This is a genomic window from Lentzea sp. NPDC042327 (assembly GCF_040647275.1).
Classification (GTDB): Bacteria; Actinomycetota; Actinomycetes; order Mycobacteriales; family Pseudonocardiaceae; genus Lentzea.
The window spans coordinates 346,216-372,060 of sequence record NZ_JBEZBX010000009.1; the positions used below are offsets into that span (position 1 = coordinate 346,216).

Below are 25,845 nucleotides of genomic sequence, written 5' to 3' on the forward strand. Positions count from 1 at the left end.
TCCGTTCACCGGAAACAGCTCTCCCGCCTGCGGGTCCCGGGCCGCACGATGCTCGGCATCACCAGGGCCCCTCAGCGAGGAGAGAGCGCGTGAACAAATGGGTGTTGCCGTTGTGCTGGACGGCGGTCCTGCTCGACGGCTTTGACCTCGTCGTGCTCGGCACGGTGATCCCGACCCTGTTGCAGGAGCAGGTGCTCACGACGGCGTCGGCCAGTGCGGTGTCCACGGCCGGTCTCGTCGGGATGATGCTCGGCGCGCTCGTCATCGGGACCGTCACCGACGTCATCGGGCGGCGGAAGGTGATGATCTACGCCGTCGCCGGGTTCTCCGTGTTCACCCTCGCCTGCGCGCTGGCGCAGGACGCCACCACGTTCGGCGTCTTCCGCTTCCTCGCCGGGCTGGGGCTCGGCGGGTGTCTGCCCACGGCCATCGCGCTGGTGAACGAGGCACGGCCGCAGCAGGGTGGACGGGCCACCACGCTCATCATGACCGGGTACCACGTGGGTGCGGTCATCACGGCGTTGCTGGGCATCCTGCTCATCCCGCGGCTCGGGTGGCAGGCGCTGTTCGTCGCCGGTGCGGTGCCGGCGCTGGTGCTGATCCCGCTGATGCTCCGGTACCTGCCGGAGACGGTGGTGCGGAAGGCGCCGGCCGGTGAGGCGGTCGGGTCGTTGTTCAAGCCGGGGTTGCGCAAGGCGACCGTGGCGTTCTGGGTGGCGTCGTTCATGGGGCTGCTGCTGGTCTACGGGCTGAACACGTGGCTGCCGCAGATCATGCGCAGTGCGGGCTACGAGCTGGGGACCGCGCTCGCGTTGCTGCTGACGCTCAACATCGGTGCGGTGGTGGGACTTCTGGTCGCGGGCGCGGTCGCGGACAGGGTCGGTGTCCGGCCGGCGGCGATCGGCTGGTTCGCCGGGGCCGTGGTGTTCCTGGCGTTGCTGAGCATCAGGTTGCCGGGGGTCGGCGTGTACGTGGCCGTGTTGCTGGCCGGGTGCTTCGTGTTCAGCGCGCAGGTGCTCGTGTACGCCTACGCGGGGCGGGTCTACGAGGAGAACCGGGCCACCGGCATCGGGTGGGCCGCGGGCATCGGGCGGCTCGGGGCGATCAGCGGGCCGCTGCTCGGTGGGGCGCTGCTGACGGCCGGTCTGGCGCACCCGTGGGGGTTCTACGTGTTCGCCGTGGTCGCGGCGCTGGGGGCGGCCGGGGTGGCCGCCGTCGGGGTGCGGGCGGAAGCGGTCGTGCCCGGCGTGCGGTGATGCCGGCGCGGATCTCGCCGCCGGTGCCGCGGTGGTGCGGGTGCTGGATTCCGTGCAGGCACAACAACTCGCGCTCGCGCCGGGTGGCACCTGCGCGGCTCTGCGGCGGTCCTCGGACCCCGCTACACCGGGCGGCCCGGCGAGGCTGTCAGGCGACCGTTTAGACTCAGTTCGACTCCAGACGACGAGGGAGATGCGCGTGGCCGAGATGACCGTTGAACTGGTCGCCGTTGAACGCCGCCTGTGGTCCGGTACGGCCACTTCCGTTTCGGCGCAGACGACCGAGGGCGAGATCGGCATCCTGCCCGGTCACGAGCCCGTTCTCGGTCAGCTGGTCGAGGGTGGTGTGGTGCGGATCCGCACGACGGACGGTGCACTGGTCACCGCCGCCGTGCACGGGGGCTTCCTGTCCGTGACCGGCACCGGCGTGTCGATCCTCGCCGAGGACGCCGAGCTCGCGGGCGAGATCGACGTGAACGCGGCGCGGTCGGCGCTGCAGGACGCGGACGATGCCGAGCGCGCACGTGCGGCAGCGCGCGTGCGGGCCGTGGAACAGTCGGCCTGAGACCGGGCGCGAGGGCTCAGTCGTGGGGATCACCGAGATTGCCGGGTTGATCCTTCTCGGGGTGGCCGTCGTCATCGTGTGCCTCGCGTGGCGCCGGGTCCGGCTGCTGCGCGAGGGCGGTGTGCACGTCGCCCTGCGCAGCCGGTTCGACGACCGTGGCCGGGGCTGGCACCTGGGAGTGGGGCACTACCGGGGCGACAAGTTCGCCTGGTTCCGGGTGCTCTCGCTCGGGTCAGGCCCCGACCAGATGATCTCCAGAGACGGCCTCGAGATCGATGCGCGGCGGGAGCCCACGGGCCCCGAGGCGTACGCGATGCCGGTGGGGGCGACGGTGCTGCGGTGCCGGTCCGCCGCCGGTGAGGTCGAGATCGCGATGGGCCCGGACGCGCTGACAGGATTCCTGTCCTGGTTGGAGTCAGCGCCTCCGGGCCGGTCCATTCCCTGGGCCAGTTGACGAACGTGAGAAGGGCGCCTCCCGCAACGGGAGGCGCCCTTCTCGTGTTTCTCGATCAGGCGTTGCCGCCGGGCTGCCAGAGCACGTCACCGTCCGGGTTCGCCACCCGCGCCAGGATGAACAGCAGGTCCGACAGCCGGTTCAGGTACTTCGCCGTCAGCACGTTGGTCTGCTCCCGCTCGGCCTCGACCAGCGCCCACGCCCGGCGTTCCGCGCGGCGGGCGATGGTGCGGGCCTGGTGCAGCAGGGCCGCGCCGGGGGTGCCGCCGTTGAGGATGAACGAGTCGAGCTTGCCCAGGTTCTCGTTGAACGTGTCGCAGTAGCCCTCCAGGCGGTCCACGTACGCCTGGGTGACCCGCAGCGGCGGGTACTCCGGGTCGGGCACGATCGGCGTGCACAGGTCCGCTCCGACGTCGAAGAGGTCGTTCTGCACCTTGCGCACGACCTCGTGCACGTCAGGGGCCAGCTGACCCAGCGCCAGGGCCACGCCGAGGGCCGCGTTCGTCTCGTCCACGTCGGCGTAGGCCTCGATGCGGGGTGAGGTCTTGGGAACGCGCGAGAAGTCGCCGAGACCGGTCGTGCCGTCGTCGCCCACGCGCGTGTAGATCTTGGTGAGATGCACCGCCATAACGGGCACTGTAAGGCCGTACGTAGGATTGCCGCGTGAGCGAGCATTTCCGGGTACACGGCGGCGCGCGTCTGGTCGGCGAGGTCGAGGTCGTCGGCGCCAAGAACAGCGTCCTGAAGCTGATGGCGGCTGCCCTGCTGGCCGAGGGGACCACAACCCTCACCAACTGCCCGGACATCCTGGACGTGCCGCTGATGGCGGACGCGCTGCGCAGCCTCGGGTGCGAGGTCGAGCTCGAAGGCGACGTGGCGAGGATCACCACGCCGTCCGAGCTCAGCTACCACGCCGACTCCGAGGCGATGGGCAAGCTGCGCGCCAGCATCTGCGTGCTCGGGCCGCTCGTCGGCCGGTGCAAGCGCGCCGTCGTGGCGCTGCCGGGCGGGGACGCGATCGGGTCGCGGCCGCTCGACATGCACCAGAGCGGGCTGGAGAAGCTCGGCGCCACGACGTGGATCGAGCACGGCTGCATCGTCGCCGAGGCCGAGGGGCTGCACGGCGCGCAGATCTGGCTCGACTTCCCCAGCATGGGGGCCACCGAGAACATCCTGATGGCGGCGGTGCTCGCGAACGGCACCACGGTCATCGACAACGCCGCGCGCGAGCCGGAGATCGTCGACCTCTGCCTGATGCTCACGCAGATGGGCGCGAAGATCGAGGGCGCCGGCACGTCCACGCTGACCGTGCACGGGGTGTCCGAGCTCAAGCCGACCGAGCACCGCGTCATCGGCGACCGGATCGTCGGTGCCACGTGGGGGTTCGCCGCCGCCATGACGCGCGGTGACGTGCGGGTGCGCGGCGTGAACCCGCACCACCTGGACCTGGTGCTGGAGAAGCTGCGGATGGCGGGCGCCGAGGTGACCGTCTACGAGGGCGAGGACGAGGGCTTCCGGGTGGTCATGGAGGGGCGGCCGAAGGCGGTCGACTTCGTGACGCTGCCCTACCCCGGCTTCGCCACGGACAACCAGCCGTTCGCCATCGCGTTGTCGGCGGTGTCCGAGGGCACGTCGATGATCACGGAGAACCTGTTCGAGGCGCGGTTCCGGTTCATCGACGAGATGATCCGGCTCGGCGCCGACGCGCGCACCGACGGGCACCACGCGGTCATCCGCGGGGTCGAGAAGCTGTCCAGCGCGCCGGTGTGGGCCTCCGACATCCGGGCCGGTGCGGGGCTGGTGCTGGCCGGTCTGTGCGCGGACGGTGCCACCGAGGTCTACGAGATCTTCCACATCGAGCGCGGCTACCCCGGGTTCGTGGAGAACCTGCGCAAGCTCGGCGCCGACGTGGAGCGGGTCAGCGGCTGACCGCCGGTCACGACTTCAGGACGAGCCGCGCGTTCGCGACGTCCGCGGGCCACACCATGACCCGGTAGGGCGCGTTCCGCGAGCGCGTGGCCTTCACGCCGTTGCGCCGGAGCTTCTGCACGAGCACCTTCGCGGCCTCCTCGGTGGGCACGACGGCGACCTCGCTGAGCAACCCGAAGTCGGTGCCGTCCAGGTCCGGCACCGGCCGCCTGTCGTTGCCCACGAAGTAGCGCAGCAGCACCGCGAGCAGGCCGAGCGCCGCGAAGACGACCACGGTCTGGTAGATCCCCGTCACCTCTCCATCATGCTCTTTTTGGTCACGATTCAGTGAGCAAGCGCACGCGCAGCTCTGGTTACCGGCCAGTACGCTCCGGACAACGACGTTGTGGGAGGTGCTGTGCCGTACCCAGCTGACCGTGAACGCGACCGCCCCTGGGTGATGCGCACGTACGCGGGTCACTCCTCGGCCGCGGCGTCCAACGCCCTCTACCGGCGGAACCTCGCGAAGGGGCAGACCGGCCTGTCGGTCGCGTTCGACCTGCCCACGCAGACCGGCTACGACCCCGACGACGAGCTCGCGAAGGGCGAGGTCGGCAAGGTCGGCGTGCCCGTCAGCCACATCGGCGACATGCGGCAGCTCTTCGACCAGATCCCGCTCGGCGGCGCCAACACGTCGATGACGATCAACGCGACGGCCATGTGGCTGCTCGCGCTCTACGTCACCGTGGCCGAGGAGCAGGGCGCGGACCCGGCCGCGCTGGCCGGCACGACGCAGAACGACATCATCAAGGAGTACCTGTCCCGCGGCACGTACGTGTTCCCGCCGGGACCGTCGCTGCGGCTGATCACCGACATGGTCGCGTGGACCGTCTCCAACGTGCCCAGGTGGAACCCGATCAACATCTGCAGCTACCACCTCCAGGAGGTCGGCGCGACGCCGGCGCAGGAGGTCGCGTACGCGATGTGCACGGCGATCGCGGTCCTCGACTCCGTGCGCGACTCCGGCCAGGTGCCGCAGGAGAAGTTCGGTGACGTCGTCGCCCGCATCTCCTTCTTCGTGAACGCCGGTGTGCGGTTCATCGAGGAGATGTGCAAGATGCGCGCGTTCGCCCAGCTCTGGGACGAGATCACGCTGGAGCGCTACGGCGTGCAGAACCCCAAGCACCGCCGGTTCCGCTACGGCGTGCAGGTCAACTCGCTCGGGCTCACCGAGGCGCAGCCGGAGAACAACGTCCAGCGCATCGTGCTGGAGATGCTCGCGGTGTCGTTGTCCCGCAACGCCCGCGCCCGCGCGATCCAGCTGCCGGCGTGGAACGAGGCCTTGGGACTGCCGCGGCCGTGGGACCAGCAGTGGGCGTTGCGCATGCAGCAGGTCCTCGCCTACGAGACGGACCTGCTGGAGTACGAGGACATCTTCGACGGCTCGCCCGTCATCGAGGCGAAGGTGGACGAGATCCTCGCCGGTGCGCGCGAGGAGATCGACCGCGTGCAGGCGATGGGCGGTGCCGTCGCGGCCGTCGAGTCCGGCTACATGAAGTCGCAGCTCGTGTCGTCGCTCGCCGACCGGCGCCGGCGCGTCGAGTCCGGCGAGGAGGTCGTCGTCGGCGTCAACAGGTTCGACACGACCGAGCCGTCGCCGCTTCAGGCCGAGGGCGCGAACGCCATCGAGACCATCGACCCGGTCGTCGAGATGCACGCCGTCGAGGCGGTCCGGCAGTGGCGTGCTTCCCGTGACAACACCGCGGTCGAGGCGGCGCTGGACGCGTTGCGCGAAGCGGCGAAGACCGACCGGAACCTCGTCGAGGTGACGCTGGCCTGTGCGCGCGCCGGGGTGACGACCGGCGAGTGGTCGCAGGCGCTGCGCGAGACGTTCGGCGAGTACCGGGCGCCCACGGGTGTCTCCGCCGCCTCCGCCTCCGGTGAGGCGGGCTCGGAGATCGCACGGGTGCGCGACCGGGTGCGGTCGACCGGCGAGGAGGTCGGCGAACGGCTGCGCATGCTGGTCGGCAAGCCGGGTCTCGACGGGCACTCCAACGGTGCCGAGCAGGTCGCCGTGCGCGCCCGCGACGTCGGCTTCGAGGTCGTCTACCAGGGCATCCGCCTGACGCCGGCGCAGATCGTGGCGGCTGCGGTGCAGGAGGACGTGCACGTCGTGGGCCTGTCGATCCTGTCCGGGTCGCACCTGGAGGTCGTGCCCGCGGTGGTCGACGGGCTGCGCGCGGCCGGTGCCGGGGACATCCCGGTGATCGTCGGCGGCATCATCCCGCCCGACGACGCGGCCAAGCTGCACGAGCGCGGAGTGGCACGGGTGTTCACGCCGAAGGACTACGAGCTGACCGAGATCATGGACGAGATCGTCACCGTGATCCGCGAGGTGCACTCGCTGGCCTAGGGCCTTAGATTCGCTGGATGGTCGACGTTGCGCGCGATGGGTCGGTAGTCCGGATCACGATGAACCGCGCGGCCAAGCGCAACGCGCTGTCCGCCGAGCACCTGACCGAGCTGCTGGAGGCGTTCCGCGAGGCCGGTGCGTCCGACGCGGCCGGGATCGTGCTGGCGGCCGAGGGGCCGGTGTTCTCGGCGGGTCACGACTTCGCGGACGTGCACGCGCGTGACGAAGAGGGCGTGCGGCTGCTGCTGGAGCTGTGCACGGTGCTGATGAAGACCATCCAGGCCGTGCCGCAGGTGGTGATCGCACGCGTGCAGGGACTGGCGACCGCGGCCGGGTGCCAGCTGGTGGCGTCGTGCGACCTCGCGGTCGCGGCGGACACGGCCGGGTTCTCGCTGCCCGGCGGCAAGGCCGGCTGGTTCTGCCACACGCCCGCGGTGCCGGTGGCGCGGTCGATCGGGCGCAAGCGGTTGATGGAGCTGGTGCTCACCGGCGACGTGGTCGACGCGGCCACCGCCGCGGAGTGGGGCCTGGTCAACCGCGCGGTGCCGGCCGACGCGCTCGACGCCGAGGTCGACGACCTGCTGGCGCGGGCGACGCGGGGCAGCCGCGCGTCGAAGGCCGTGGGCAAGCGGACCGTCTACGCGCAGCTGGACCGGCCGGAGGCCGACGCCTACGAGATCGCGCTGGCGGTCATGGCCGAGACGTCGCAGTCCCCGTCGGCCACGGAGGGGCGGGCGTCGTTCCTGGAGAAGCGGCAGCCCGTGTGGCCCGACTAGTCGCGAGCAGCCTCAGCGCGTCCGCGTTCGGGCCCGGTTCCGCCTGGTAGATCACGAGGAACTGGCCGGGGGCCTCGCGGACGTCGAACGAGTGGTAGGTCAGCCGGAGCGGACCGACCGCCGGGTGCACGAAGTCCTTGGCGTCCTGGGTCTTCCCGCGCACCTCGTGGTGCTCCCAGAGCTCCTCGAACACCGGGTTGCGGCGCAGCGCCGCAACCATCCGCGCCAGCCGCGCGGACTTCGGGTCCGCCGTCAGCCGCAGGTTGCCGACCGTGCTCTGCGCGACCCAGTTCCAGCGCGGGTAGAAGCTCGGGGCGGCCGGGTCGAGGAACGCCATCCTGGCCAGGTTGTCGGCGGGGGTGAACGGCTCGTACAGGGCGTCGGCCAGCGCGTTCGTCGCGAGGATGTCGAGGTAGGAGCTCATCACGAACGCCGGCATGTCGTGCATGCCGCTGATGAGCTGCCGCAGTTCGGGGCTGACCTTGTCGGTCGAGTGCCCCTCGTCCGCGACGACACCGGCGAGGCGGTGCAGGTGGGAGCGGGCGTCCGGGTCGAGCCGCAGCGCGCGGCTCAGGGCGTCGAGGACCTGCGCCGAGGGGTTGGTCTCACGGCCCTGTTCGAGCCGGGCGTAGTAGTCGGCGCTCACCCCGGCGAGCACCGCGACCTCCTCGCGGCGCAGGCCCTTGACCTTGCGCTGGGTGTGCGAGGGCAGGCCCGCGTCCTCCGGGTTGACGCGGGCGCGATGGGCTTTCAGGAACTCACCGAGCACGTCTGCGAGGTTAGTGCGGGCCTGGAGCTGTTGCCTGGGTGTGGCACTCCTGGGGAGACGGTGTCCTGGTCGGCTCGGCTCCTCCAGCCGATCGTGGTGGCCATGAGCAAAGTTGTGGTGATCAGTGGAGCGTCCAGCGGCATCGGCGAGGCGACGGCCCGCGTCCTGGCCAAGGCCGGGCACCGGGTGTTCCTCGGTGCCCGGCGGGTCGACCGGCTGGCCGCGCTGGCCGAGGAGACCGGTGGCGGCTACCGGGAGCTGGACGTGACCTCGCGGGAGTCGTTCCAGTCCTTCGTGGACGCGGCGGTCGAGCGGTACGGGCGGGTCGACGTCCTCGTGAACAACGCGGGCGTGATGCCGTTGTCGCTCATGGACTCCCTGAAGGTCGACGAGTGGGACCGCATGGTCGACGTGAACGTCAAGGGCGTGCTGAACGGCATCGCGGCCGTGCTGCCCCGGTTCACCGGCGGCGGTCACGTCGTGAACGTGGCCTCGATCGGCGCGCACATGGTCATGCCGACCGCCGCCGTGTACTGCGCGACGAAGCACGCGGTGTGGGCGTTGTCCGAGGGGCTGCGGCAGGAGCGCGACGACCTGCGGGTCACCGTGATCTCGCCCGGTGTCACCGAGTCCGAGCTCGCGGACACCATCACCGAGCAGTACGCGGCGGACCTGATGCAGGACTACCGGGCGGGCGCGCTGCCCCCGTCGGCGATCGGCGAGGCCATCGCCTACGCCGTCGCGCAGCCCGACTCCGTCGACGTCAACGAGATCGTGGTGCGGCCGGTGGCGTCGCGCTAGGCACCGGTGGTCGAACCGGGGCGCAGGACCATGAGCACGGTGACGGTCGCCCACAGCAGGTTGAAGATCCCGGTGTACATGGCCAGGTGCTCGGCGTCCCCAGTCCGGAGCGCCTGTTCCTGACCGGGGATCACCTTCAGCGCCAGCACGAACGCGGCGGCGGTGGTGAGCGCGATCGACACGACCACCCAGGGGTGGCCGGTCACGCCCATCACGCCCGCCGTCGCGAACCCGAGGGCCGGCACCGAGATGCCGACCAGCGCGTAGACGCGGCAGATCCGGTGCAGCAGCGCGGCGTTGCCGCTCGTGGTGACGGCCCTGGGGAACATGCTGGCGGCCACGGTGACCGGGCCGATCGCGACGATGGCCGCGAGGACGTGCAGCGAGAGGAACAGCTTGCTCATGCCGTGCTCCACACCGTGCCGCGGCGCTCGTGGGCGAAGAGGGTCTCCAGCTCGACGGCCTTGCGCGCGCCGATCTCGCGTTCGACCAGGTAGAGGCCGAGGTCGACGCCCGAGGTGACGCCGGCGGCGGTGACCAGGTCGCCGTCGTCGACGAGGCGGGTGCGGACCGCGTGCACGCCCATCGACTCCAGCGCGTGCAGGCCGAGGTGGTTGGTCGTGGCGGTGCGGCCGGTGATCAGACCGGCCATCGCGAGCACCAGCGAACCGCCGCACACGGTGGCCACCGTCAGGCCCTCGCGGTCGAGGGCCCGCTGGAGCGGTGCTCTCAACGTCGCGGCGGCCTTGCCCAGCAACGCGAGGATCTCGTCCTCGGTGCCGGCCGCTGCACCGGGGACGACGACGAGATCGGTGTCCTCCGGGTCCAGCCGGGCGGTCGCCGCGAGGGACGGGCGCAGGCCGCTCGGCACCTCGCGCGGACCTTCCGCGGACACCAGCTCGACGTCCACCCCGCCGGCGTTCAGCGTCTCGTACGGGCCGATCGCGTCCAACGGGTCGAAACCGTCGAACAACACCACTTGCGCTTTCACTCCACCGCTCCTCACTGGTCCGTTGATCGAAACCGTAGGAGCGGGACGGGTGGTGAGGGAGTGGCTGGAATGCCATGTTCCAACGGATTCTCGCCAGCTACGGTGGTGGCATGCACGAGGTGGCCGTACTGGTGATGGACAGCGTCATCCCGTTCGACTTCGCGGTGCCGATCGAGGCGTTCAGCCGAACCGGGCACTACCGGGTGCGGCTCTGCGGTCCGAAGAGGACGGTTCGGTCCGAGCTGTTCGAGCTGAAGGTGCCGCACGGCCTGGAGCTGCTGTCCGAAGTGGACACGATCATCCTCCCAGGGCACGCGGCGGACCTGGTGGTGCCGCACGGGGTGGTGCGGGCGGTGCGGGCGGCGGCCGCTCGCGGCACCCGGATCGCGTCGATCTGCTCCGGTGCGTTCGTGTTCGCGGCGACCGGCCTGCTGGACGGGGTGCGCGCCACCACGCACTGGCTGGCCGCCGACGAGCTGGCGGCGCGGTTCCCCGCCGTGGACGTCGACCCGGACGTGCTCTACGTCGACAACGGGCAGTTCCTGACCTCCGCGGGCGCCGCGGCCGGGCTCGACCTGTGCCTGCACCTGATCCGGCGCGACCACGGGTCCGCGGCGGCGGCCGACGCGGCACGGCTGTCCGTGATGCCGCTGGAACGCGAGGGCGGGCAGGCGCAGTTCATCGTGACGCCACCGGCGGCGCCGCGGGGTGCCGAGCTCGAACCGCTGCTGCGGTGGCTGGAGACCAACGCCGAGCCCGACCTGACCCTGGCCGGCATCGCGGACCACGCCGGGATGAGCACGCGCACGTTGAACCGGCGGTTCCGCGAGCAGACCGGCACGACGCCGCTGCAGTGGCTGCACCGGGCCCGGATCCGCAGGGCGCAGCACCTGCTGGAGACGACGAGGCACCCGGTGGAGCTGATCGCGAGCCGGGTGGGCTTCGGGTCGGCCACGGCGTTCCGCGACCGCTTCAAACGGGTCGCCGGCACCTCACCGAACGCCTACCGCGCGGCCTTTCAGGGCTGAGCGTGCTCGTGCAGCAGCAGGAGCGTGTAGGCGGCGATCGACTGCGCGTCGGTGATCTCGCCCCTGGTGATCATCTTCTCGAAGTCCGCGCGGGCGAACCACGCCGAGCGCATGTCCTGCTCCTCGGGCTCGCGCTCGTGGAACCCCTCGACCAGGTCCGTGGCCAGGAACACCCGGCCGCGTTGCGACGACATGCCCGGCGCCACGTCCAGCAGCCCGAGCGCGACGAGCTTCCCGGCCCGCAGCCCGGTCTCCTCCCGCAGCTCCCGCGCGGCGAGCGCGAGCGGGTCGGTGTCGGCCCGGTCGGGGGCGGTGCCCTGCGGGAACTCCCACCGCCGCAGCCCGATCGGGTAGCGGTACTGCTCGACGAGCCGCACGCGTTCCCCGTCGAGGGGGATGACCAGCGCGAAGTCCGGCTTGTCGACCACGCCGTAGATGCCCTGCGTGCCGTCCGCGCGCCGGATCGCGTCCTCGCGAACGGTCATCCACGGGTTTGCGTACACCTGACGGGTGCCGAGGCTTTCCACGGCACGGACCGTACCTAACGACCCGTCCGCGGCCGCACCCCGTAGCCTGTCGCGGTGCGTCTCGTCATCGCTCGCTGCAAGGTCGACTACGTCGGACGACTCACCGCTCATCTGCCGATGGCCCAGCGACTGCTGCTCATCAAGGCCGACGGCTCGGTGTCGATCCACTCCGACGACCGCGCCTACAAGCCGTTGAACTGGATGAGCCCGCCGTGCTGGCTCATCGAGGACCCGGACATCTGGACCGTGCAGAACAAGGCGGGGGAGAAGCTGATCATCACCCTCGAAGAGGTGCTGCACGACTCCAAGCACGAGCTCGGCCCGGAGCCCGGCCTGCAGAAGGACGGCGTCGAGGCCGACCTGCAGAAGCTGCTCGCCGAGCACGTCACCACCCTCGGCGAGGGCTACTCGCTGGTGCGCCGCGAGTTCCCGACCGCCATCGGCCCGGTGGACCTGATGTGCCGCGACGGTGCCGGCGCGTCCGTGGCCGTGGAGATCAAGCGCCGCGGTGACATCGACGGCGTCGAGCAGCTGACCCGGTACCTGGAGCTGCTCAACCGCGACCCGCTGCTCGCGCCCGTGCGGGGCGTGTTCGCCGCGCAGCAGATCAAGCCGCAGGCGCGGGTGCTGGCCGAGGACCGCGGCATCCGGTGCGTGGTGCTGGACTACGACGCGCTGCGCGGGATCGAACCGGACGAGTTCCGCCTGTTTTGACCGGCCCCGGACGGCGCGAACCCCGCCTCGTCAGGGTGCGGGGTTCGTTTTTTGTCCGGTTCCTCCGGTCCGATCGGCTTCGGCGAGCGTTGTGGATCACCACGTGGTTTGGTGTCCACGTACGCGGGGTAAGACGTCGCGCACCTGGAGTGCTGTCCTCTCCTGGTCGTTGATGTTCGACTTTGTCGAAGTTTGGGAGGTGGACGGTGTCGGTGATGGCTGAGGCGGACCTGCGGCTCGACGCGGGACCGATCGACTACGCGTTGCTCGTCATCTACTTCGTCGTCGTGCTCGGCATCGGCCTGATGGCCCGCCGGTCCGTCTCCTCCAGCCTCGACTTCCTGCTGTCCGGGCGGTCGCTGCCGGCGTGGGTCACCGGGCTCGCGTTCATCAGCGCGAACCTCGGTGCCCTTGAGCTGATGGGCATGACCGCCAATGGTGCGCAGTACGGCATGGCGACCGTGCACTACTACTGGATCGGCGCCATCCCCGCGATGGTGTTCCTCGGTCTGGTGATGATGCCGTTCTACTACGGCTCGAAGGTGCGCAGCGTTCCCGAGTTCATGCGCCGCCGGTTCGGCAAGCCCGCGCACCTCGTCAACGCCATCAGCTTCGCCGTCGCGCAGGTCCTGATCGCGGGCATCAACCTGTTCGCCCTCGCGGTGATCGTCGAGGCGCTGCTCGGGTGGCCGTTGCCGGTCTCGATCTGCGTCGCGGCGCTCGTGGTGCTGGCGTACACGACGCTGGGCGGGCTCAGCGCCGCCATCTACAACGAGGTGCTGCAGTTCTTCGTGATCGTGGCCGCGCTCGCGCCGATCACGATCCTCGGCCTCATCAAGGTCGGCGGCTGGCAGGGGCTGGTCGACAAGGTGACCGACCAGGAGCAGCTGTCCGCGTGGCCCGCCACGGAGCTGACCGGCATCAACAGTCCCGTGTGGAGTGTCATCGGGCTCGTGTTCGGTCTTGGGTTCGTGTTGTCGTTCGGCTACTGGACGACGAACTTCGCCGAGGTGCAGCGCGCGATGAGCGCGAAGTCGATGTCGGCGGCCAAGCGCACGCCGATCATCGGTGCGTACCCGAAGGCGCTCATCCCCGCGATCATCATCATCCCCGGCATCATCGCCGCGGTGGTCGTGCCGGAGATGGCGCAGCTCAAGGCCGGCGACACGAGCAGTGGCGTGGTCTACAACAACGTGCTGCCGCTGCTGATGCGCGACCTGCTGCCCAACGGCATCCTCGGTGTCGCGATCACGGGTCTGCTGGCCAGCTTCATGGCCGGTGTCGCGGCGAACGTCAGCTCGTTCAACACGGTCTTCACCTACGACTTGTGGCAGGACTACGTCAAGAAGGACCGGCCGGACGAGTACTACCTGCGGATCGGGCGGCTCGCCACGGTCGGGGCGTGCGTGCTCGCGATCGGCACGGCGTTCATCGCCGCCGCGCTCGGCGGGTCCAACATCATGGACTACATCCAGGCGCTGTTCTCGTTCTTCAACGCGCCGCTGTTCGCGACGTTCATCCTCGGCATGTTCTGGAAGCGGATGACGCCGACCGCCGGCTGGGTCGGTCTGCTCGCCGGCACGTTCACGGCGATCTTCATCTACGTGGTCTCGGAGCCGTCGTTCGGCATCGAGCTGCTGGAGCTGCCGGGCCAGGGCTCGAGCTTCCTCGGCGCGGGTCTCGCGTTCGTCGTCGACATCGTCGTGAGCGTCGCGGTCACGACGGTCACGCGGCCGAAGCCGGACAGCGAGCTGGTCGGGCTGGTCTACAGCCTCACGCCCAAGGAGGACCGCGCGCACGCCACCACCGGCGAGGACGCGGGCTGGTACCGCTCGCCCGCCCTGCTCGGCGGTGGGGTGCTGGCGCTGACGGCCGTTCTCTACATCGTCTTCGGCTGAGGGAGGCCGTCATGAGGTTGTTCGACCTGCGACTCATCATCGCGTTCCTCTTCGGCCTGTACGGCGTCGTACTGGTCGTCATGGGCCTCGCGTTCACCACGGACGCGGACCTGCAGAAGGCCGAAGGGGTCAACATCAACCTGTGGGCCGGCATCGCCATGGTGGTGATCTCGGCGTTGTTCGCCGTGTGGGCGATGCTGCGGCCTCAGTTCGCGGACACGGACAAGCAGCCGCTCAAGGAGCTATGAGCGGGGACGACCGGGGTACACGGGGTTGAAGGCCTCGATCGTCCACGCGTCGATCCAGGTGACTGCGCGGCGAATTCGGTTGAGCACGTCTCTCCTCTTGGTCGGGGTCTTCACCAAGTACATCGCACAGAGCTTCTGAATCGTTCCCGAAGCGGACGGTGACCTCGGCCACGGTCTCGGCCGGGCGGCAACGCGGGGTACTCGCCACGAACCCGGGGAAAGGTCGCTAACGTGCACGTCGTGCTTCGTTCTCGTGCCACGGCGCTGCTCGCCGCCACCGCGCTGCTGCTGGCCGGGTGCGCCACCGGTCCCGGGCTCGCGAAGTCCCAGTCGCCGCGCCGCACCGTCCAGGCCGCGGCGGAGACGAACGCGCCCGACCCGTCGACCCGGTCGTCGGTCCCGCCGGACAAGTCGGCCGATCCGGCGTTCGCGGCCGAGCGGCTGCGGCTGGTCGACCCGTGCGCGGTGATCGGCAAGGACGTGCTGGAGACGGTCGGCACGCCGTCGCGCTACTCCAGCAGCTCGTACACCCGCTGCTCGAACTACATGAAGGACAAGTCGGGCAAGACGCTCAACGTCACCCTCGACATCGGCTACACCCTGCTCTCCACCGAGGTGAAGAAGGCGACCAAGCAGGTCGCCGGCCTGAAGAGCGTCGAGCAGAAGCTGAACAGCTCGGCGTGCTTCATCTCCGTCATCACGCAGGAGAACCCGCCACAGGCCGTGCGCGTGCAGATCGGCACGGGCAACGACGGCGCGGAGCCGTGCGAGCCCGGCCGCAAGATCGCCGAGGGCGCGATCCGCAAGCTCAAGGGCAACCCGCAGCGCTACACCCCGCCGAAGGGCTCGCCGGTCGAGGTCGACGCCTGCTCGGTCGTCGAGAAGGCCGACCTGGCGACCCCGCTGGGCGCCTCGCCGCGGTCGCAGCCGTTCGGGCTGCACTCGTGCACGTGGAGCGGTCAGAGCGCGCAGGTGCAGCTGGAGTTCAAGACGACGCGCGTGCCCGCGGACTTCAAGTTCAACGACAAGCAGACCGAGGTCGACCTCGGTGGTGTGAAGGGCTACGCGGTCTTCAAGGACGGCCCGTTCCCGACCTGCGACCTGACCGTCGTGCGCACCAGGGACTCCGGTAGCGGCAACGGCGAGATCGCGCTGTTCAGCGCGGCGGGGGTCAAGGACAAGGAGTTCGACCGCTGCCAGGTCGCCGCCGCGATCGCCAAGGCGGTGCTCCCCAAGCTGCCCAGGGCGTGACGCGCACCACTACCGTTGCGGGACCTGACACCGCCCGGCGGGGGCTGAAAGTTCTCCTGGATCGCGTTAGGGTCAGGTTACTGGCGAGTATCGGAGGGCCCCATGACGCAGACCGCTTCGGACAGCGCACTGTCGGCCGATGGTGAGCAGCGGCGGTTCGCCTCACTGGACCCGCGCACCGGCGAGGTCGTGGCGCACCACCCGATCCACACCGCGGCCGAGGTCGAGGACGCCGTGTCCTCCGCCCGCGAGGCCGCCGCGTGGTGGGCCGGTCTGGGCTTCGAGGGCCGCAAGGCCAAGCTCGACGCCTGGCGCAAGATCCTCTCGCAGCGCTCGGACGAGTTCATCTCGCTGATCAGCGCGGAGACCGGCAAGCCCGCCGACGACTCGCGCCTGGAGATCACGCTGGTCATGGACCACCTGCACTGGGCGGCCCGGCACGCGGGCCGGGTGCTGGGCAGGCGCAGGGTCTCGTCGGGCCTGCTGATGTTCAACCACACCGCGTCGCTGGAGTACCGGCCGCTGGGCGTGATCGGCGTGATCGGGCCGTGGAACTACCCGGCGCACACGCCGATGGGTTCGATCTCGTACGCGCTCGCCGCGGGCAACGCCGTGGTGTTCAAGCCGTCGGAGTTCACGCCGGGCGTGGGCACGTTCCTCGCCTCGACGTTCACCGAGGCGGTACCGGAGTTCCCGGTGTTCCAGGTGGTCACGGGCTTCGGGGAGACCGGTGCGGCGCTGTGCGCCGCCGGGGTCGACAAGATCGCCTTCACCGGGTCCACGCGCACGGGCAAGAAGGTCATGGCCGCGTGCGCCACGACGCTGACGCCGGTGCTGGTCGAGTGCGGCGGCAAGGACGCGCTGATCGTCGACGTCGACGCCGACCTGCACGCGGCGGCCGAGGCGGCGATCTGGGGCGCGGTGTCCAACGCCGGCCAGACCTGCGCGGGCGTCGAGCGGGTCTACGTGGCCGAGGAGGTCGCCGACGAGTTCGTCGAGATCGCCGTGAAGCGGGCGCGCAAGCTCAAGCCCGGCGGCGAGCCGAACGCGAACCTCGGCCCGATCACGATGCCGTCGCAGGTGGAGATCATCCGCGAGCACGTGCGGGACGCGCTCGACCGCGGTGGCAAAGCCCTGGTGGGCGGCCCGGAGTCGATCCGGCCGCCGTACGTCGAACCGGTGGTGCTCGCCGACGTGCCGGAGGACTCGCTGGCGGTCACCGAGGAGACGTTCGGGCCGACCGTCGTGATCAACCGGGTGCCGAACGCGCTGGAGGGCGTGCGGCTCGCGAACCAGTCGCGGTACGGGCTGGGCGCGGCGGTGTTCTCCAAGGCGCGCGGCGAGGAGCTGGCGCGGGAGCTGCGGGTCGGCATGGTGTCGGTCAACGCGGTGCTGACCTACGCGGCGGTGCCGGGGCTGCCGTTCGGCGGTGTCGGCGACTCCGGGTTCGGGCGCATCCACGGCGAGGACGGGCTGCGCGAGTTCACCTACGCCAAGGCCGTGACGAAGCAGCGGTTCAAGGCCGTGCTCACCATGACGACGTTCGACCGGTCCTCGCTGGCGGGCAAGCAGATGCTGCGCCTCGCGCGGATGCTCTTCGGCCGGTAGAGCACCCGCGCGAGGGGAGCTCCTAGGCGCCGGCCTGCTTCTTGAGGTCGTCGAGGACCACGTTCGCGGCCAGCACGCCGAGGCCGAGGAAGTAGGTCTCGTCGGCGACCGGCTTGGCCTTGCCGCCCTTGACCGCGTTCAGGCCGCTCCACAGCGGGCCGCCGAGCACGTCGCCCTGCGCGGTCTTGGCCGCGTCGCCGTAGGTGGAGTAGAGGAGCAGGTCCGCGTCGGCCTTGCTGATCTGCTCCGCGCTCACCTCGGCGGCGAGGTCGTCCACCTGCGACGGCGACGGCTGCGGGAGCTTGGCGTCGATCAGGATCGTGCCGATGAACGACTTCTTGGCGTACAGGCGGATCTTGCCCGGCATGAAGCGCAGCGCCGTCACCGTCGGGCGCACGCCGAGCTTCTGCTCGATCGCGGTGCCGGTCTCGGTGGCCTTGTTCGTGTAGTCCTCCAGCATCTTCGCGGCGTCCGCCTGGCGGTCGAGCGCGGCCGCGTTGAGGAGGAAGTTCTCCTTCCACACGTAGCCGGGGCGCACCGCGAAGACGGTGGGGGCGATGGCGGAGAGCTTCGGGTACAGCGCCTCCGCGCGCAGCTTCGAGCCCAGGATCAGGTCCGGGTTCAGCTTCGTGATCGCTTCGAGGTTGAGGTTGTTGATCGTGCCGACGTTCTCCGGCGTGCCGCCCTTCTCACCGATGTAGGACGGCATGGTGGGCGAGCCGTCGGTGTAGGCGATGCCGACCGGCTTGATGCCGAGCGCGGCGACGTTGTCGAGCTCGCCGGTGTCGAGGACGACGACCCGCTCCGGCTTCTTCTCCAGCGTGGTCTCGCCCATGGCGTGCTTGACCGTCCTGGGGAACTCGCCGGGCTTCGCCGTGGTGCCGAAGCCGTCGCTCAGCTGGGTCGCCTTGCCGAAGTCGGAGCCCCCCTGGGCCACGGACGGCTGGTCGGGCGTGCTGGAGCTGCAGCCGGTGACCGCGAGGGCCACTGCGACGAGCAGCGCTGCTCTCTTCGACACGACGTTGTTCCTCCACTACGAGCAGTGACGCTGACCTGCGGGAATTAGGGCAACCTAACGTACATCGGGACGGTATCCCGTTCCGAGTGTCAGACCCTCGGAGTAAGAAGGAACACGGTCACCGCCGATCGGGAGGGTGTGGGATGAAGAAGATCATCGATGATCCGGAGACCGTGGTGCGGGACGCACTGCGGGGGATGCGGGCCGCCCATCCCGGGCTGTTGTCGGTCCAGTACGACCCGGCCGTCATCACGCGGGCGGACGCGCCCGTGCGGGGCAAGGTCGCGATCATCTCCGGAGGCGGGTCGGGCCACGAGCCGCTGCACGGCGGGTTCGTCGGGCGCGGGATGCTCGACGCGGCCTGTCCGGGCGCCGTCTTCACGTCCCCGACGCCCGACCAGGTCGCCGCGGCGGTCGCGGCGACCGACGGCGGTGCCGGGGCGTTGCTGCTGGTGAAGAACTACACCGGCGACGTCATGAACTTCGAGATGGCCGGCGAGCTGGCCGAGTCCGAGGTGCGGTCGGTGGTGGTCGACGACGACGTGGCGGTGCAGGACTCGCTCTACACGGCGGGACGGCGCGGTGTCGGCGGGACCGTGCTGCTGGAGAAGATCGTCGGGGCGGCGGCCGAGCGCGGCGACGACCTGGCCGCGTGCGAGGCGCTGGCGCGGCGGGTGATCGGGTCGGTGCGGTCGATGGGGCTCGCGCTGACCTCGTGCACGGTGCCGCACGTCGGCACGCCGAGCTTCGAGCTGGCCGACGACGAGATGGAGATCGGCATCGGCATCCACGGCGAGCCAGGCCGTCAGCGGGTGCCGGTCGGCTCGGCCACCGAGATGGTGGCCGCGCTGCTCGACCCGATCGTGGCCGACCTGCCGTTCAGCTCGGGCGACCGGGTCCTGCTGTTCACGAACGGCATGGGCGGCACGCCGTTGATCGAGCTGTACCTGGCGCACGGCATCGCGGAGCAGTCGTTGGCAGACAGGGGGATCACGGTGGAACGCAGCCTCGTCGGCCCGTACATCACCAGTCTGGAGATGCAGGGCATGAGCCTCACGCTGCTCAAGCTCGACGACGAGCTGGTGGAGCTGTGGGACGCGCCCGTGCACACCGCTGCGCTGCGGTGGGGGGTCTGACATGGGGTGCACGGCCTCGGATGTGGTGGCGGCGCTGCGCCTGGCCGCCGCCGTCGTGCAGGAGCACTGCGACGAGCTGGTGCGGCTGGACCAGGCGATCGGCGACGCCGACCACGGCGAGAACATGCGCCGCGGGTTCACCGCGCTGGTGTCCAAGCTGGAGGCCGACCCGCCCGCGACACCGGGCAAGGTCCTGAAGCTGGCCGCCACCACGCTGATCTCGACGGTGGGCGGCGCGGCCGGCCCCCTGTACGGCACGGCGTTCCTGCGCGCCTCCACCGCGGTGGGGGAGGCCGAGGAGCTGGACGGCGAGCTGCTGGCGCGGGCGTTGCAGGGCGCGCTGGACGGCGTGCTCGCCCGCGGCAAGGCGGCGGTGGGCGACAAGACGATGGTCGACGCGCTGACCCCCGCTGTCACCGCGGCGGCCACGGCCGGCAGCGGGTCGGTCGCGGCGGTGCTGAGCGCGGCCGCCGACGCCGCCGAGGCGGGAGCCGAGTCGACGGTGCCGCTGGTGGCGCGCAAGGGCCGCGCGTCCTACCTGGGCGAGCGCAGCGCCGGGCACCTCGACCCCGGTGCCCGTTCGACGGCGCTGCTGCTGCGCGCCTTCGCGGACGCGGCGGCCAAGTCGTGACGGCGGCCGCGGTGGCGCGGGTCGGGCTCGTGGTCGTCTCGCACAGCGACATGCTGGCGAACGGCGTGGCGGAGCTGGCCGCGCAGATGGCGCCGGACGTGGCGGTGGTGCCCGTGGGCGGCACGGAGGAGGGCGGCCTGGGCACCGACTACGGCGCGGTGGTCGAGGCGCTGTCCGACGCGGACTCCGGCTCGGGCGTGGTGGTGCTGTACGACCTGGGCAGCGCCAAGATGACCGCCGAGATGGCCGTGGAGTCCGCCGACGACCCGAGCCGCTACGCGGTGGTGGACGCACCCCTGGTGGAGGGAGCGGTCGCGGCGGCGGTCACGGCCCAGGGCGGCGCCTCCCTGGCGGACGTCGCCGCCTCGGCCGAGGGCGCCTCCGGCGACACCCCCGCCGCAACCCCGTCCCGCCCGGCACTGCACCTGGTGTCCGACGAGGTGTCGGCCGACGTGCTGCTGACGAACGAGGTCGGCCTGCACGCCCGCCCGGCCGCCCTGCTGTCGCGCACGGTCGCCGAGCTCGACGCCGACGTGGTCGTGCGCCACGGCGGCGAGGAGGCGAACGCGGCCAGCGTGCTGGGGCTGATGGGTCTGAGCGCGCCGGGCGGCTCGTCGATCACGGTGGTGGCGACGGGGAAGGACGCGCGGGAGGCGGTGCGGCGGATCGAGGAGCTGGCGGAGAGGGGCTTCGACGACTGAGGGACGAGGGACGGCGGGGGACGACTCGGGACGGCTGTGGGCGGCTTGGGACGGTTGCGGGCGGGCTCGGGACGGCTGTGGGCGGCTCGGGCCAGGTGAGGCTGGCGCGTCGCGAGGTGGGGTGGGGCTGGCGGGACGGCGACGCTGCGGTCGGCTGCAGTCGGCTCGGGCCGGGTAGGGCTGGCGGGGGCGGGGAGGGCTGCGGTCGGCTGAGGCGAGCAAGGGCGGTCGGAGGCGAACGAGGCCGGCTGGCGACGGTCCCCGTCGCCGCGTTCGGTCCGGGGACGGTTGGCGGCTGCGGTTTGCTGCGCAGGCCGAGCTCGCCGCGCTCGGCCCATCGCACCGTGCCGCGCTGACGCGCCGCCGTGCCCTGCCGTGCCCCGCCGTGCCGCCGTGCCGCGCGCCGCCGTGCCGCGTGCCGCTGCGCCGTGCCGCCGTGCCGCGCCGCGTTGACGCGCCGCGCCGTGCCGCCGCGCCGCGTGCCACCGTGCCGTCGAGCCGTGCCGTCGCGCTGGAGGCGCCGCACCCGGCGCGTCCAGACCAACCGTGCCGCTCCTGCCACCCGCCGCACAGCTCGCCGCCGAACCGCCCTGCCGCCACCCACCCGCGAGGTACCGTCCCCCGCAGACTGATCTTGACACTGGGGAGACGGGGATGTTCAGCAGGTCACTGGGCGACGACGGCGCCGAGCTGCGGCCGTTGGAGCCGTGGCACGCGCCGGAGTTCTTCGCGAACATCGAGCGCGGGCGCGAGTTCATCGGGCGGTACATCGCGCTGCCCGACGCCGTGCCGGACGTGGAGGCGGCGCGGGGTTACCTGACCGGGTACGCGGAGAAGGCGAAGACCGACTCCGGTCGCATCTACGGCATCTGGCTCGACGGGCAGCTGGTCGGCGGGGTGTTGTTCCGGGTCATGGACCTGCGGCAGGGCACCGCCGAGGCCGGGTGCTGGCTGGAGCCGTCGGCCGCGGGCAGGGGGCTGGTCACGCGGGCCGCGCGGCTGGTGGTCGACTGGGCGATTCGCGAGCGGGGTGTGCATCGGGTTGAGTGGTTGGTGTCGTCGGCCAACGCGCCGAGCATCGCGGTGGCGCGGCGGCTGGGCATGAGGAGGGACGGCGTGCTGCGGGAGCACTACCTCTACCGCGGTGTGCGTCACGACATGGAGGTGTGGTCGGTGCTGGCTCCGGAGTGGATCGATGGATGACCTCGTGCTGTTGCACGCCTTTCCGCTGGACGCGCGCATGTGGGACGTGCCGGGGGCGCGGACGCCGTCGTTGCGCGGGGCCGGTGAGCCGGACCTGACGACGCTCGCCGAGGGAGTGCTCGCCGGGCTCGACGACCTCGACCGGTTCCTGCTCGGCGGGTGCTCGATGGGCGGGTACGTGGCGATGGCGTTGCTGCGAATCGCGCCGGAACGGGTCAAGGGCCTGGTCTTCGTCGACACCAAGCACACCGCGGACACCGAGGAGGCGGCCGCGAACCGGTACGCGATGGCCGAGCGGGTCGAACGGGAGGGCGTCGGCGACTGGCTCGCCGACGCGATGCTGCCGAACCTGCTCGGGCCGGGCGCGTCGGCCGAGGCGAAGGCGCTGACCAGGGCCATGGTCCTCGACCAGAGCGCGGAGGACGTGGCTTGGTGGCAGCGCGCGATGGCGCAGCGGCCGGACTCGACCGAGGTGCTGGAGTCGCTGGACGTGCCGTCGCTGGTGCTGGTCGGTGAGCACGACCGGCTCACGCCGCCGGACGTCGCCGCGAAGCTCGCGGTCACGTTGAAGCGCAGCACCAGCGAACGGATCGAGGACGCGGGGCACCTGCCGCCGGTCGAGCAGCCGGACGAGTTCCGCGCGCGGCTGGAGCGGTGGCGGGTCCAGGTCGGGCTCTAGAAGCGGCGCGTGGTCGGTCCGCGCCGGCCGCGCGAGTCCCAGCAGCCCTGGTGCCAGTGGCGGCGTTCCTCCGCGGAGCCCGCCTCGTGCGCGGGCCACGCCACCACGTGCGGGGTGCCGGGGCGGATCTCGTGGTCGCAGCCGGGGCAGCGGTAGGTCTTCTGGGCCTGCGTGCCGGAGATGGCGCGCACCAGGTAGTCCTCGCCGTCGGGACCCCGTTCGGAGCGCGCCCAGCCGACACCGCCGCCCAGCGGACGGTGCTCTTCTGGCTTGGGGCTGTTGCGACGCGGCACGGCCACACGGTAACCGCTCGTAGAATCAGGTCGTGCCGACCTACGAGTTCCGCTGCCGAACGTGCGACGACACCTTCGAGCTGAAGCGCCCCATGAGCGAGTCGTCAGCGCCCGCGAGCTGTCCCGGTGGTCACGCGGACACGGTGAAGCTGCTGTCCATGGCCGGGATCGGCGGCACCGCCCAGCAACCGGGCGGCGGTGGCGGCGGGTGCTGCGGCGGAGGCTGCTGCGGCTAGGACGGCGACCGGGACAGCATGATCTCGGCGATCTTGCGGCCCTGGTCGCAGACACCGCCGAACTTGCCGGTCGAGTCGATCACGATGATCCCGAGCCCGCCGCCGTCGTACGGGGCGACCAGCACGCACGTCGGCTGCACCTCGGGGTCGTCGGACCGGTCGAGGTAGGGCACCTTCTTGCCGCCGACCTCGTACTCGCCGGTGGTGCGCTCGATCGTGATCTGCTTGCCCTCGCGGAACCGCAGCGAGACGCCCACCTCGGCGTTGTCGACCTTCGTGGTCCAGCGGCACGACTGGTCGAACGTCGAGTCGTAGTTCATCTGCGTCGGCGGGGTCTCCGCCTTGGCGCCGGGGTAGGGCAGGTCCGTCCACTTCAGCACGGCGCACACGCCCTGCACCTCGCCGTCGATCGGCGTGGTGTCCGGCTCCTCGGAGGGGTCGCCGGACGGGTCGGGGTCGCCGGACGGGTCCGGGTCTTCGGAGGGCGGTGCCTCCTGGTCGAACGGCGAGGCCGCGTCGATCGCGTCCTGCGCCTTCGGACTGCCCTCGACCGTCGTCTTCCCGGCACAGCCGGCGACGAGCACGAGGACAGCCAACAGGAGCACCAGTCGACGCATGGCACCACCATGCCACGTCCGGCGTGGTGCCCCTGTCAGCGGTACAGCGCTCACGTGTAGTCGCGGAAGCCCTTGCCCGTCTTGCGGCCCAGGCGACCCGCTGTGACCAGGTGTTCCAGCAGCGGCGCCGGCGCGAAACCGGGCTCGCGGAACTCCAGGTACAGGGTGCGCTCGATGGCCAGCGACACGTCCAGGCCCACGACGTCCAGCAGCGCGAACGGGCCCATCGGCAGGCCGCAGCCGACCTTCATCGCGTTGTCGATGTCGTCGGCCTCCGCGTAGTGCGCCTCCAGCATCTTCACCGCGTCGTTCAGGTACGGGAAGAGCAGCGCGTTCACGATGAAGCCCGCGACGTCACCGCAGTGCACCGGGTGCTTGCCGAGGTCCAGGCAGACCTTGCGGGCCGTCGCCACGACGTCCGCGCTCGTGGAGATCGTCTCGACGACCTCCACCAGCTTCATGACCTGCGCCGGGTTGAAGAAGTGCAGGCCCACGACGTCGGCGGGGCGGGACGTGGCCGCGGCGACCTCGATGACCGGCAGGGAGGACGTGGTCGTCGCGAGCACGGCGCCGGGCTTGCACACCTCGTCGAGCGCCGCGAAGACCTCCTTCTTGACGCCGATCTCCTCGGCGACCGCCTCGACCACCAGGTCGCAGTCGGCGAGGTCCACGAACTCCACGGCCGGCGTGACGCGGGCCAGCGCCGCGTCCCGGTCAGCTTCGCTGAGCTTGCCCTTCGACACGGCGCGCTCCAGCGACCTGCCCACCGTCCCGATCGCCTTCTCGGCCTTGTCGAGGCTGCGCGCCCGCAGGACCACGTCGTAGCCGCGCTTGGCGAACACCTCGGCGATGCCGGTCGCCATCGTGCCGGTGCCGATGACACCGACCCGCTGCACCTCGCGCACCGGCACCGAGCTGTCCACAGTGGACGGCGTCAGCGCGTCGGCCACCACGGTCGGCGAGTCGGGGCCGTCGTAGGTGTAGAAGCCGCGCCCCGACTTGCGGCCCAGCAGCCCCGCCGTGATCATCTGCTTGAGCAGCGGCGCCGGCGCGTGCAGGCGGTTGCGCGACTGGTGGTACATCGTGTCGAGGATCTCGTAGGCGGTGTCCAGGCCGATGAGGTCCAGCAACGCCAGCGGGCCCATCGGGTAGCCGCAGCCGTAGCGCATCGCGGCGTCGAGGTCCTCGCGCGTCGCGTACTTCGACTCCAGCATCTTCACCGCGTGGTTGAGGTACGGGAAGAGCAGCGCGTTCGCGATGAACCCTGCGCGGTCGCCGATCACGACCGGCGACTTGCCCAGCCGTTCCACGAACGCCACGACGTCGGCGACCACGTCCGCCTCGGTGACGACCGTGCGCACGACCTCGACGAGCTTCAGCACCTGCGTGGGGTTGAAGAAGTGCAGGCCGACGACCTTGCCCGGCCGCCCGGTGTGCACGCCGATCTCGGTGATCGACAGCGACGAGGTGTTCGAGGCGATCACGGCCTCGGGCTTCAGGATCTGGTCGAGCTCGCGGAAGATGCCCGCCTTGAGCTCGATGCTCTCCGGCACCGCCTCGACGACCAGGTCGCAGTCGGCGAGGTCCGCGAGCCGCAGCGAGGTCGTGATCCGGCCGTGCAGCGCCGTCTTCTCGTCCTCGGTCAGCTTGCCGCCCTGCACCGCCCGCGCGGTCGAGTGCTCCAGGTGCCCGAGGCCGCGTTCGAGACCGGCCGCGTCGACGTCCACCGCCCGCACCGCGAGCCCGGTGCGTGCGAGCACCTCCGCGATGCCCGCGCCCATGGTTCCGAAACCGACGACTCCGACGGTGTTGATCTCGCGCGCCACTGCAGACCTCCCTGCGGGACAAAGCGTGGGCTACCAAGGAGTAACTTGCGGGCGACTATGCCACTCCCCGGTGGGACGAGTGCCGTGAGCTTCGCCATCGGGATCGAAACAGTGAACGGTCCAGCGGCACGTCACGAACGGGAAAACCCCAGATGGCGCAACGGTTGCGTGCCGCTGAACGAGCAACGGCCGCGACTCCGGTGGAGTCGCGGCCGCTGTGACTGCGGTGCTGTCAGGACTTCTTGGCCGGCTGCGGGCGCGTGAGCTTCTTCGTCGGGCCGTCCACCGCGGCGGGTGC

The 25,845-nt window shown here is 71.0% G+C and carries 29 protein-coding genes; 19 read left to right on the top strand and 10 right to left on the bottom strand.

Annotated elements, in window-relative coordinates; translation table 11 throughout:
- Nucleotides 1–89 precede the first annotated feature (89 nt).
- The 3 genes from AB0A63_RS24725 to AB0A63_RS24735 all read left to right on the top strand — a co-directional run bounded on the left by AB0A63_RS24725 (nt 90) and on the right by AB0A63_RS24735 (nt 2,275).
- Entirely contained in the window at nt 90–1,256 is a 1,167-nt protein-coding gene (locus AB0A63_RS24725) for an aromatic acid/H+ symport family MFS transporter (protein WP_360395545.1), read from the top strand.
- 199 nt (nt 1,257–1,455) lie between these two features.
- On the top strand, nt 1,456–1,821 hold the full coding sequence (locus tag AB0A63_RS24730; protein ID WP_360395547.1) for a F0F1 ATP synthase subunit epsilon: 366 nt from the start codon (nt 1,456–1,458) through the stop codon (nt 1,819–1,821).
- A gap of 22 nt (nt 1,822–1,843) precedes the next feature.
- On the top strand, nt 1,844–2,275 hold the full coding sequence (locus AB0A63_RS24735) for a DUF2550 domain-containing protein (RefSeq protein WP_360395548.1): 432 nt from the start codon (nt 1,844–1,846) through the stop codon (nt 2,273–2,275).
- 55 nt (nt 2,276–2,330) lie between these two features.
- Here the strand turns inward: AB0A63_RS24735 and AB0A63_RS24740 are convergent, their stop codons facing one another.
- The gene (locus AB0A63_RS24740) at nt 2,331–2,903 is read right to left on the bottom strand and encodes a cob(I)yrinic acid a,c-diamide adenosyltransferase (protein WP_360395550.1); all 573 of its coding nucleotides are present in this window, start codon (nt 2,901–2,903) and stop codon (nt 2,331–2,333) included.
- A gap of 35 nt (nt 2,904–2,938) precedes the next feature.
- Between AB0A63_RS24740 and murA the strand changes: the two genes are divergently transcribed.
- Nucleotides 2,939–4,204 (top strand): UDP-N-acetylglucosamine 1-carboxyvinyltransferase, encoded by a 1,266-nt coding sequence (gene murA / locus AB0A63_RS24745; RefSeq protein ID WP_360395552.1) that lies wholly within the window; start codon nt 2,939–2,941, stop codon nt 4,202–4,204.
- 7 nt (nt 4,205–4,211) lie between these two features.
- On the opposite strand, the gene AB0A63_RS24750 is transcribed toward murA, so the two are convergent.
- Nucleotides 4,212–4,499 (bottom strand): hypothetical protein, encoded by a 288-nt coding sequence (locus tag AB0A63_RS24750; RefSeq protein WP_360395553.1) that lies wholly within the window; start codon nt 4,497–4,499, stop codon nt 4,212–4,214.
- 102 nt (nt 4,500–4,601) lie between these two features.
- On the opposite strand from AB0A63_RS24750, the gene AB0A63_RS24755 reads away from it, so the two are divergent.
- Nucleotides 4,602–6,596, top strand: coding sequence for a protein meaA (locus AB0A63_RS24755; protein WP_360395555.1), 1,995 nt, complete (start codon nt 4,602–4,604; stop codon nt 6,594–6,596).
- 17 nt (nt 6,597–6,613) lie between these two features.
- Nucleotides 6,614–7,372, top strand: a complete 759-nt coding sequence (locus AB0A63_RS24760) for an enoyl-CoA hydratase-related protein (RefSeq protein ID WP_360395557.1) — start codon at nt 6,614–6,616, stop codon at nt 7,370–7,372.
- Here AB0A63_RS24760 and AB0A63_RS24765 read toward each other — a convergent pair.
- Entirely contained in the window at nt 7,287–8,141 is an 855-nt protein-coding gene (locus AB0A63_RS24765; protein ID WP_360395559.1) for a helix-turn-helix transcriptional regulator, read from the bottom strand. The two genes, AB0A63_RS24760 and AB0A63_RS24765, sit on opposite strands and share 86 nt — an antisense overlap.
- A gap of 102 nt (nt 8,142–8,243) precedes the next feature.
- On the opposite strand from AB0A63_RS24765, the gene AB0A63_RS24770 reads away from it, so the two are divergent.
- Nucleotides 8,244–8,942 (top strand): SDR family oxidoreductase, encoded by a 699-nt coding sequence (locus tag AB0A63_RS24770; RefSeq protein ID WP_360395561.1) that lies wholly within the window; start codon nt 8,244–8,246, stop codon nt 8,940–8,942.
- Here the strand turns inward: AB0A63_RS24770 and AB0A63_RS24775 are convergent.
- Both AB0A63_RS24775 and AB0A63_RS24780 read right to left on the bottom strand, forming a co-directional pair.
- Complete coding sequence (locus AB0A63_RS24775) at nt 8,939–9,346, bottom strand: hypothetical protein (RefSeq protein WP_360395563.1); 408 nt, start codon at nt 9,344–9,346, stop codon at nt 8,939–8,941. The genes AB0A63_RS24770 and AB0A63_RS24775 overlap by 4 nt on opposite strands.
- Nucleotides 9,343–9,933 (bottom strand): DJ-1/PfpI family protein, encoded by a 591-nt coding sequence (locus tag AB0A63_RS24780; RefSeq protein ID WP_360395565.1) that lies wholly within the window; start codon nt 9,931–9,933, stop codon nt 9,343–9,345. The genes AB0A63_RS24775 and AB0A63_RS24780 overlap by 4 nt, the downstream gene beginning before the upstream one ends.
- Nucleotides 9,934–10,043: 110 nt before the next feature.
- On the opposite strand from AB0A63_RS24780, the gene AB0A63_RS24785 reads away from it, so the two are divergent.
- On the top strand, nt 10,044–10,961 hold the full coding sequence (locus AB0A63_RS24785) for a helix-turn-helix domain-containing protein (RefSeq protein WP_360395567.1): 918 nt from the start codon (nt 10,044–10,046) through the stop codon (nt 10,959–10,961).
- Here the strand turns inward: AB0A63_RS24785 and AB0A63_RS24790 are convergent.
- Complete coding sequence (locus AB0A63_RS24790; RefSeq protein ID WP_360395569.1) at nt 10,952–11,446, bottom strand: NUDIX hydrolase; 495 nt, start codon at nt 11,444–11,446, stop codon at nt 10,952–10,954. The two genes, AB0A63_RS24785 and AB0A63_RS24790, sit on opposite strands and share 10 nt — an antisense overlap.
- Before the next feature lie 96 nt (nt 11,447–11,542).
- Between AB0A63_RS24790 and nucS the strand changes: the two genes are divergently transcribed.
- The 5 genes from nucS (at nt 11,543) to AB0A63_RS24815 (ending at nt 17,207) form a co-directional block, all read left to right on the top strand.
- Entirely contained in the window at nt 11,543–12,202 is a 660-nt protein-coding gene (gene nucS / locus AB0A63_RS24795; RefSeq protein ID WP_360395571.1) for an endonuclease NucS, read from the top strand.
- A 206-nt stretch (nt 12,203–12,408) separates the two neighbouring features.
- Entirely contained in the window at nt 12,409–14,100 is a 1,692-nt protein-coding gene (locus AB0A63_RS24800; RefSeq protein WP_360395573.1) for a sodium:solute symporter family protein, read from the top strand.
- Nucleotides 14,101–14,111: 11 nt separating this feature from the next.
- Nucleotides 14,112–14,348, top strand: coding sequence for a hypothetical protein (locus AB0A63_RS24805; protein WP_360395575.1), 237 nt, complete (start codon nt 14,112–14,114; stop codon nt 14,346–14,348).
- 240 nt (nt 14,349–14,588) lie between these two features.
- The gene (locus tag AB0A63_RS24810) at nt 14,589–15,599 is read left to right on the top strand and encodes a DUF3558 family protein (protein ID WP_360395577.1); all 1,011 of its coding nucleotides are present in this window, start codon (nt 14,589–14,591) and stop codon (nt 15,597–15,599) included.
- Nucleotides 15,600–15,701: 102 nt separating this feature from the next.
- On the top strand, nt 15,702–17,207 hold the full coding sequence (locus AB0A63_RS24815; protein ID WP_360395579.1) for an aldehyde dehydrogenase family protein: 1,506 nt from the start codon (nt 15,702–15,704) through the stop codon (nt 17,205–17,207).
- Between the two features lie 22 nt (nt 17,208–17,229).
- On the opposite strand, the gene AB0A63_RS24820 is transcribed toward AB0A63_RS24815, so the two are convergent.
- Nucleotides 17,230–18,225, bottom strand: a complete 996-nt coding sequence (locus tag AB0A63_RS24820; protein WP_360395581.1) for an iron-siderophore ABC transporter substrate-binding protein — start codon at nt 18,223–18,225, stop codon at nt 17,230–17,232.
- Between the two features lie 143 nt (nt 18,226–18,368).
- Here AB0A63_RS24820 and dhaK point away from each other — a divergent pair, with 143 nt between their 5' ends.
- The 5 genes from dhaK (at nt 18,369) to AB0A63_RS24845 (ending at nt 22,575) form a co-directional block, all read left to right on the top strand.
- On the top strand, nt 18,369–19,361 hold the full coding sequence (dhaK, locus tag AB0A63_RS24825) for a dihydroxyacetone kinase subunit DhaK (protein ID WP_360395583.1): 993 nt from the start codon (nt 18,369–18,371) through the stop codon (nt 19,359–19,361).
- 1 nt (nt 19,362) lies between these two features.
- Entirely contained in the window at nt 19,363–19,992 is a 630-nt protein-coding gene (gene dhaL / locus AB0A63_RS24830) for a dihydroxyacetone kinase subunit DhaL (protein WP_360395585.1), read from the top strand.
- Nucleotides 19,989–20,693 carry a dihydroxyacetone kinase phosphoryl donor subunit DhaM gene (gene dhaM, locus AB0A63_RS24835; RefSeq protein ID WP_360395587.1) on the top strand — a complete coding sequence of 235 codons (705 nt, stop codon included), beginning with the start codon at nt 19,989–19,991 and terminating at the stop codon, nt 20,691–20,693. The genes dhaL and dhaM overlap by 4 nt, the downstream gene beginning before the upstream one ends.
- Nucleotides 20,694–21,347: 654 nt before the next feature.
- Nucleotides 21,348–21,896, top strand: a complete 549-nt coding sequence (locus AB0A63_RS24840) for a GNAT family protein (protein ID WP_360395589.1) — start codon at nt 21,348–21,350, stop codon at nt 21,894–21,896.
- Nucleotides 21,889–22,575, top strand: a complete 687-nt coding sequence (locus AB0A63_RS24845) for an alpha/beta fold hydrolase (RefSeq protein WP_360395591.1) — start codon at nt 21,889–21,891, stop codon at nt 22,573–22,575. Before AB0A63_RS24840 ends, AB0A63_RS24845 begins: the two co-directional genes overlap by 8 nt.
- Here the strand turns inward: AB0A63_RS24845 and AB0A63_RS24850 are convergent.
- Nucleotides 22,572–22,868 carry a hypothetical protein gene (locus AB0A63_RS24850; protein ID WP_360395593.1) on the bottom strand — a complete coding sequence of 99 codons (297 nt, stop codon included), beginning with the start codon at nt 22,866–22,868 and terminating at the stop codon, nt 22,572–22,574. The two genes, AB0A63_RS24845 and AB0A63_RS24850, sit on opposite strands and share 4 nt — an antisense overlap.
- 32 nt (nt 22,869–22,900) lie before the next feature.
- Here AB0A63_RS24850 and AB0A63_RS24855 point away from each other — a divergent pair, with 32 nt between their 5' ends.
- Nucleotides 22,901–23,104 (top strand): zinc ribbon domain-containing protein, encoded by a 204-nt coding sequence (locus AB0A63_RS24855; protein WP_360395595.1) that lies wholly within the window; start codon nt 22,901–22,903, stop codon nt 23,102–23,104.
- Here AB0A63_RS24855 and AB0A63_RS24860 read toward each other — a convergent pair.
- Together AB0A63_RS24860 and AB0A63_RS24865 are read right to left on the bottom strand one after the other, a co-directional pair.
- Nucleotides 23,101–23,721, bottom strand: a complete 621-nt coding sequence (locus AB0A63_RS24860; RefSeq protein ID WP_360395597.1) for a DUF3558 family protein — start codon at nt 23,719–23,721, stop codon at nt 23,101–23,103. The two genes, AB0A63_RS24855 and AB0A63_RS24860, sit on opposite strands and share 4 nt — an antisense overlap.
- Nucleotides 23,722–23,771: 50 nt before the next feature.
- On the bottom strand, nt 23,772–25,547 hold the full coding sequence (locus AB0A63_RS24865) for a 3-hydroxybutyryl-CoA dehydrogenase (protein ID WP_360395599.1): 1,776 nt from the start codon (nt 25,545–25,547) through the stop codon (nt 23,772–23,774).
- Nucleotides 25,548–25,845: the final 298 nt, after the last annotated feature.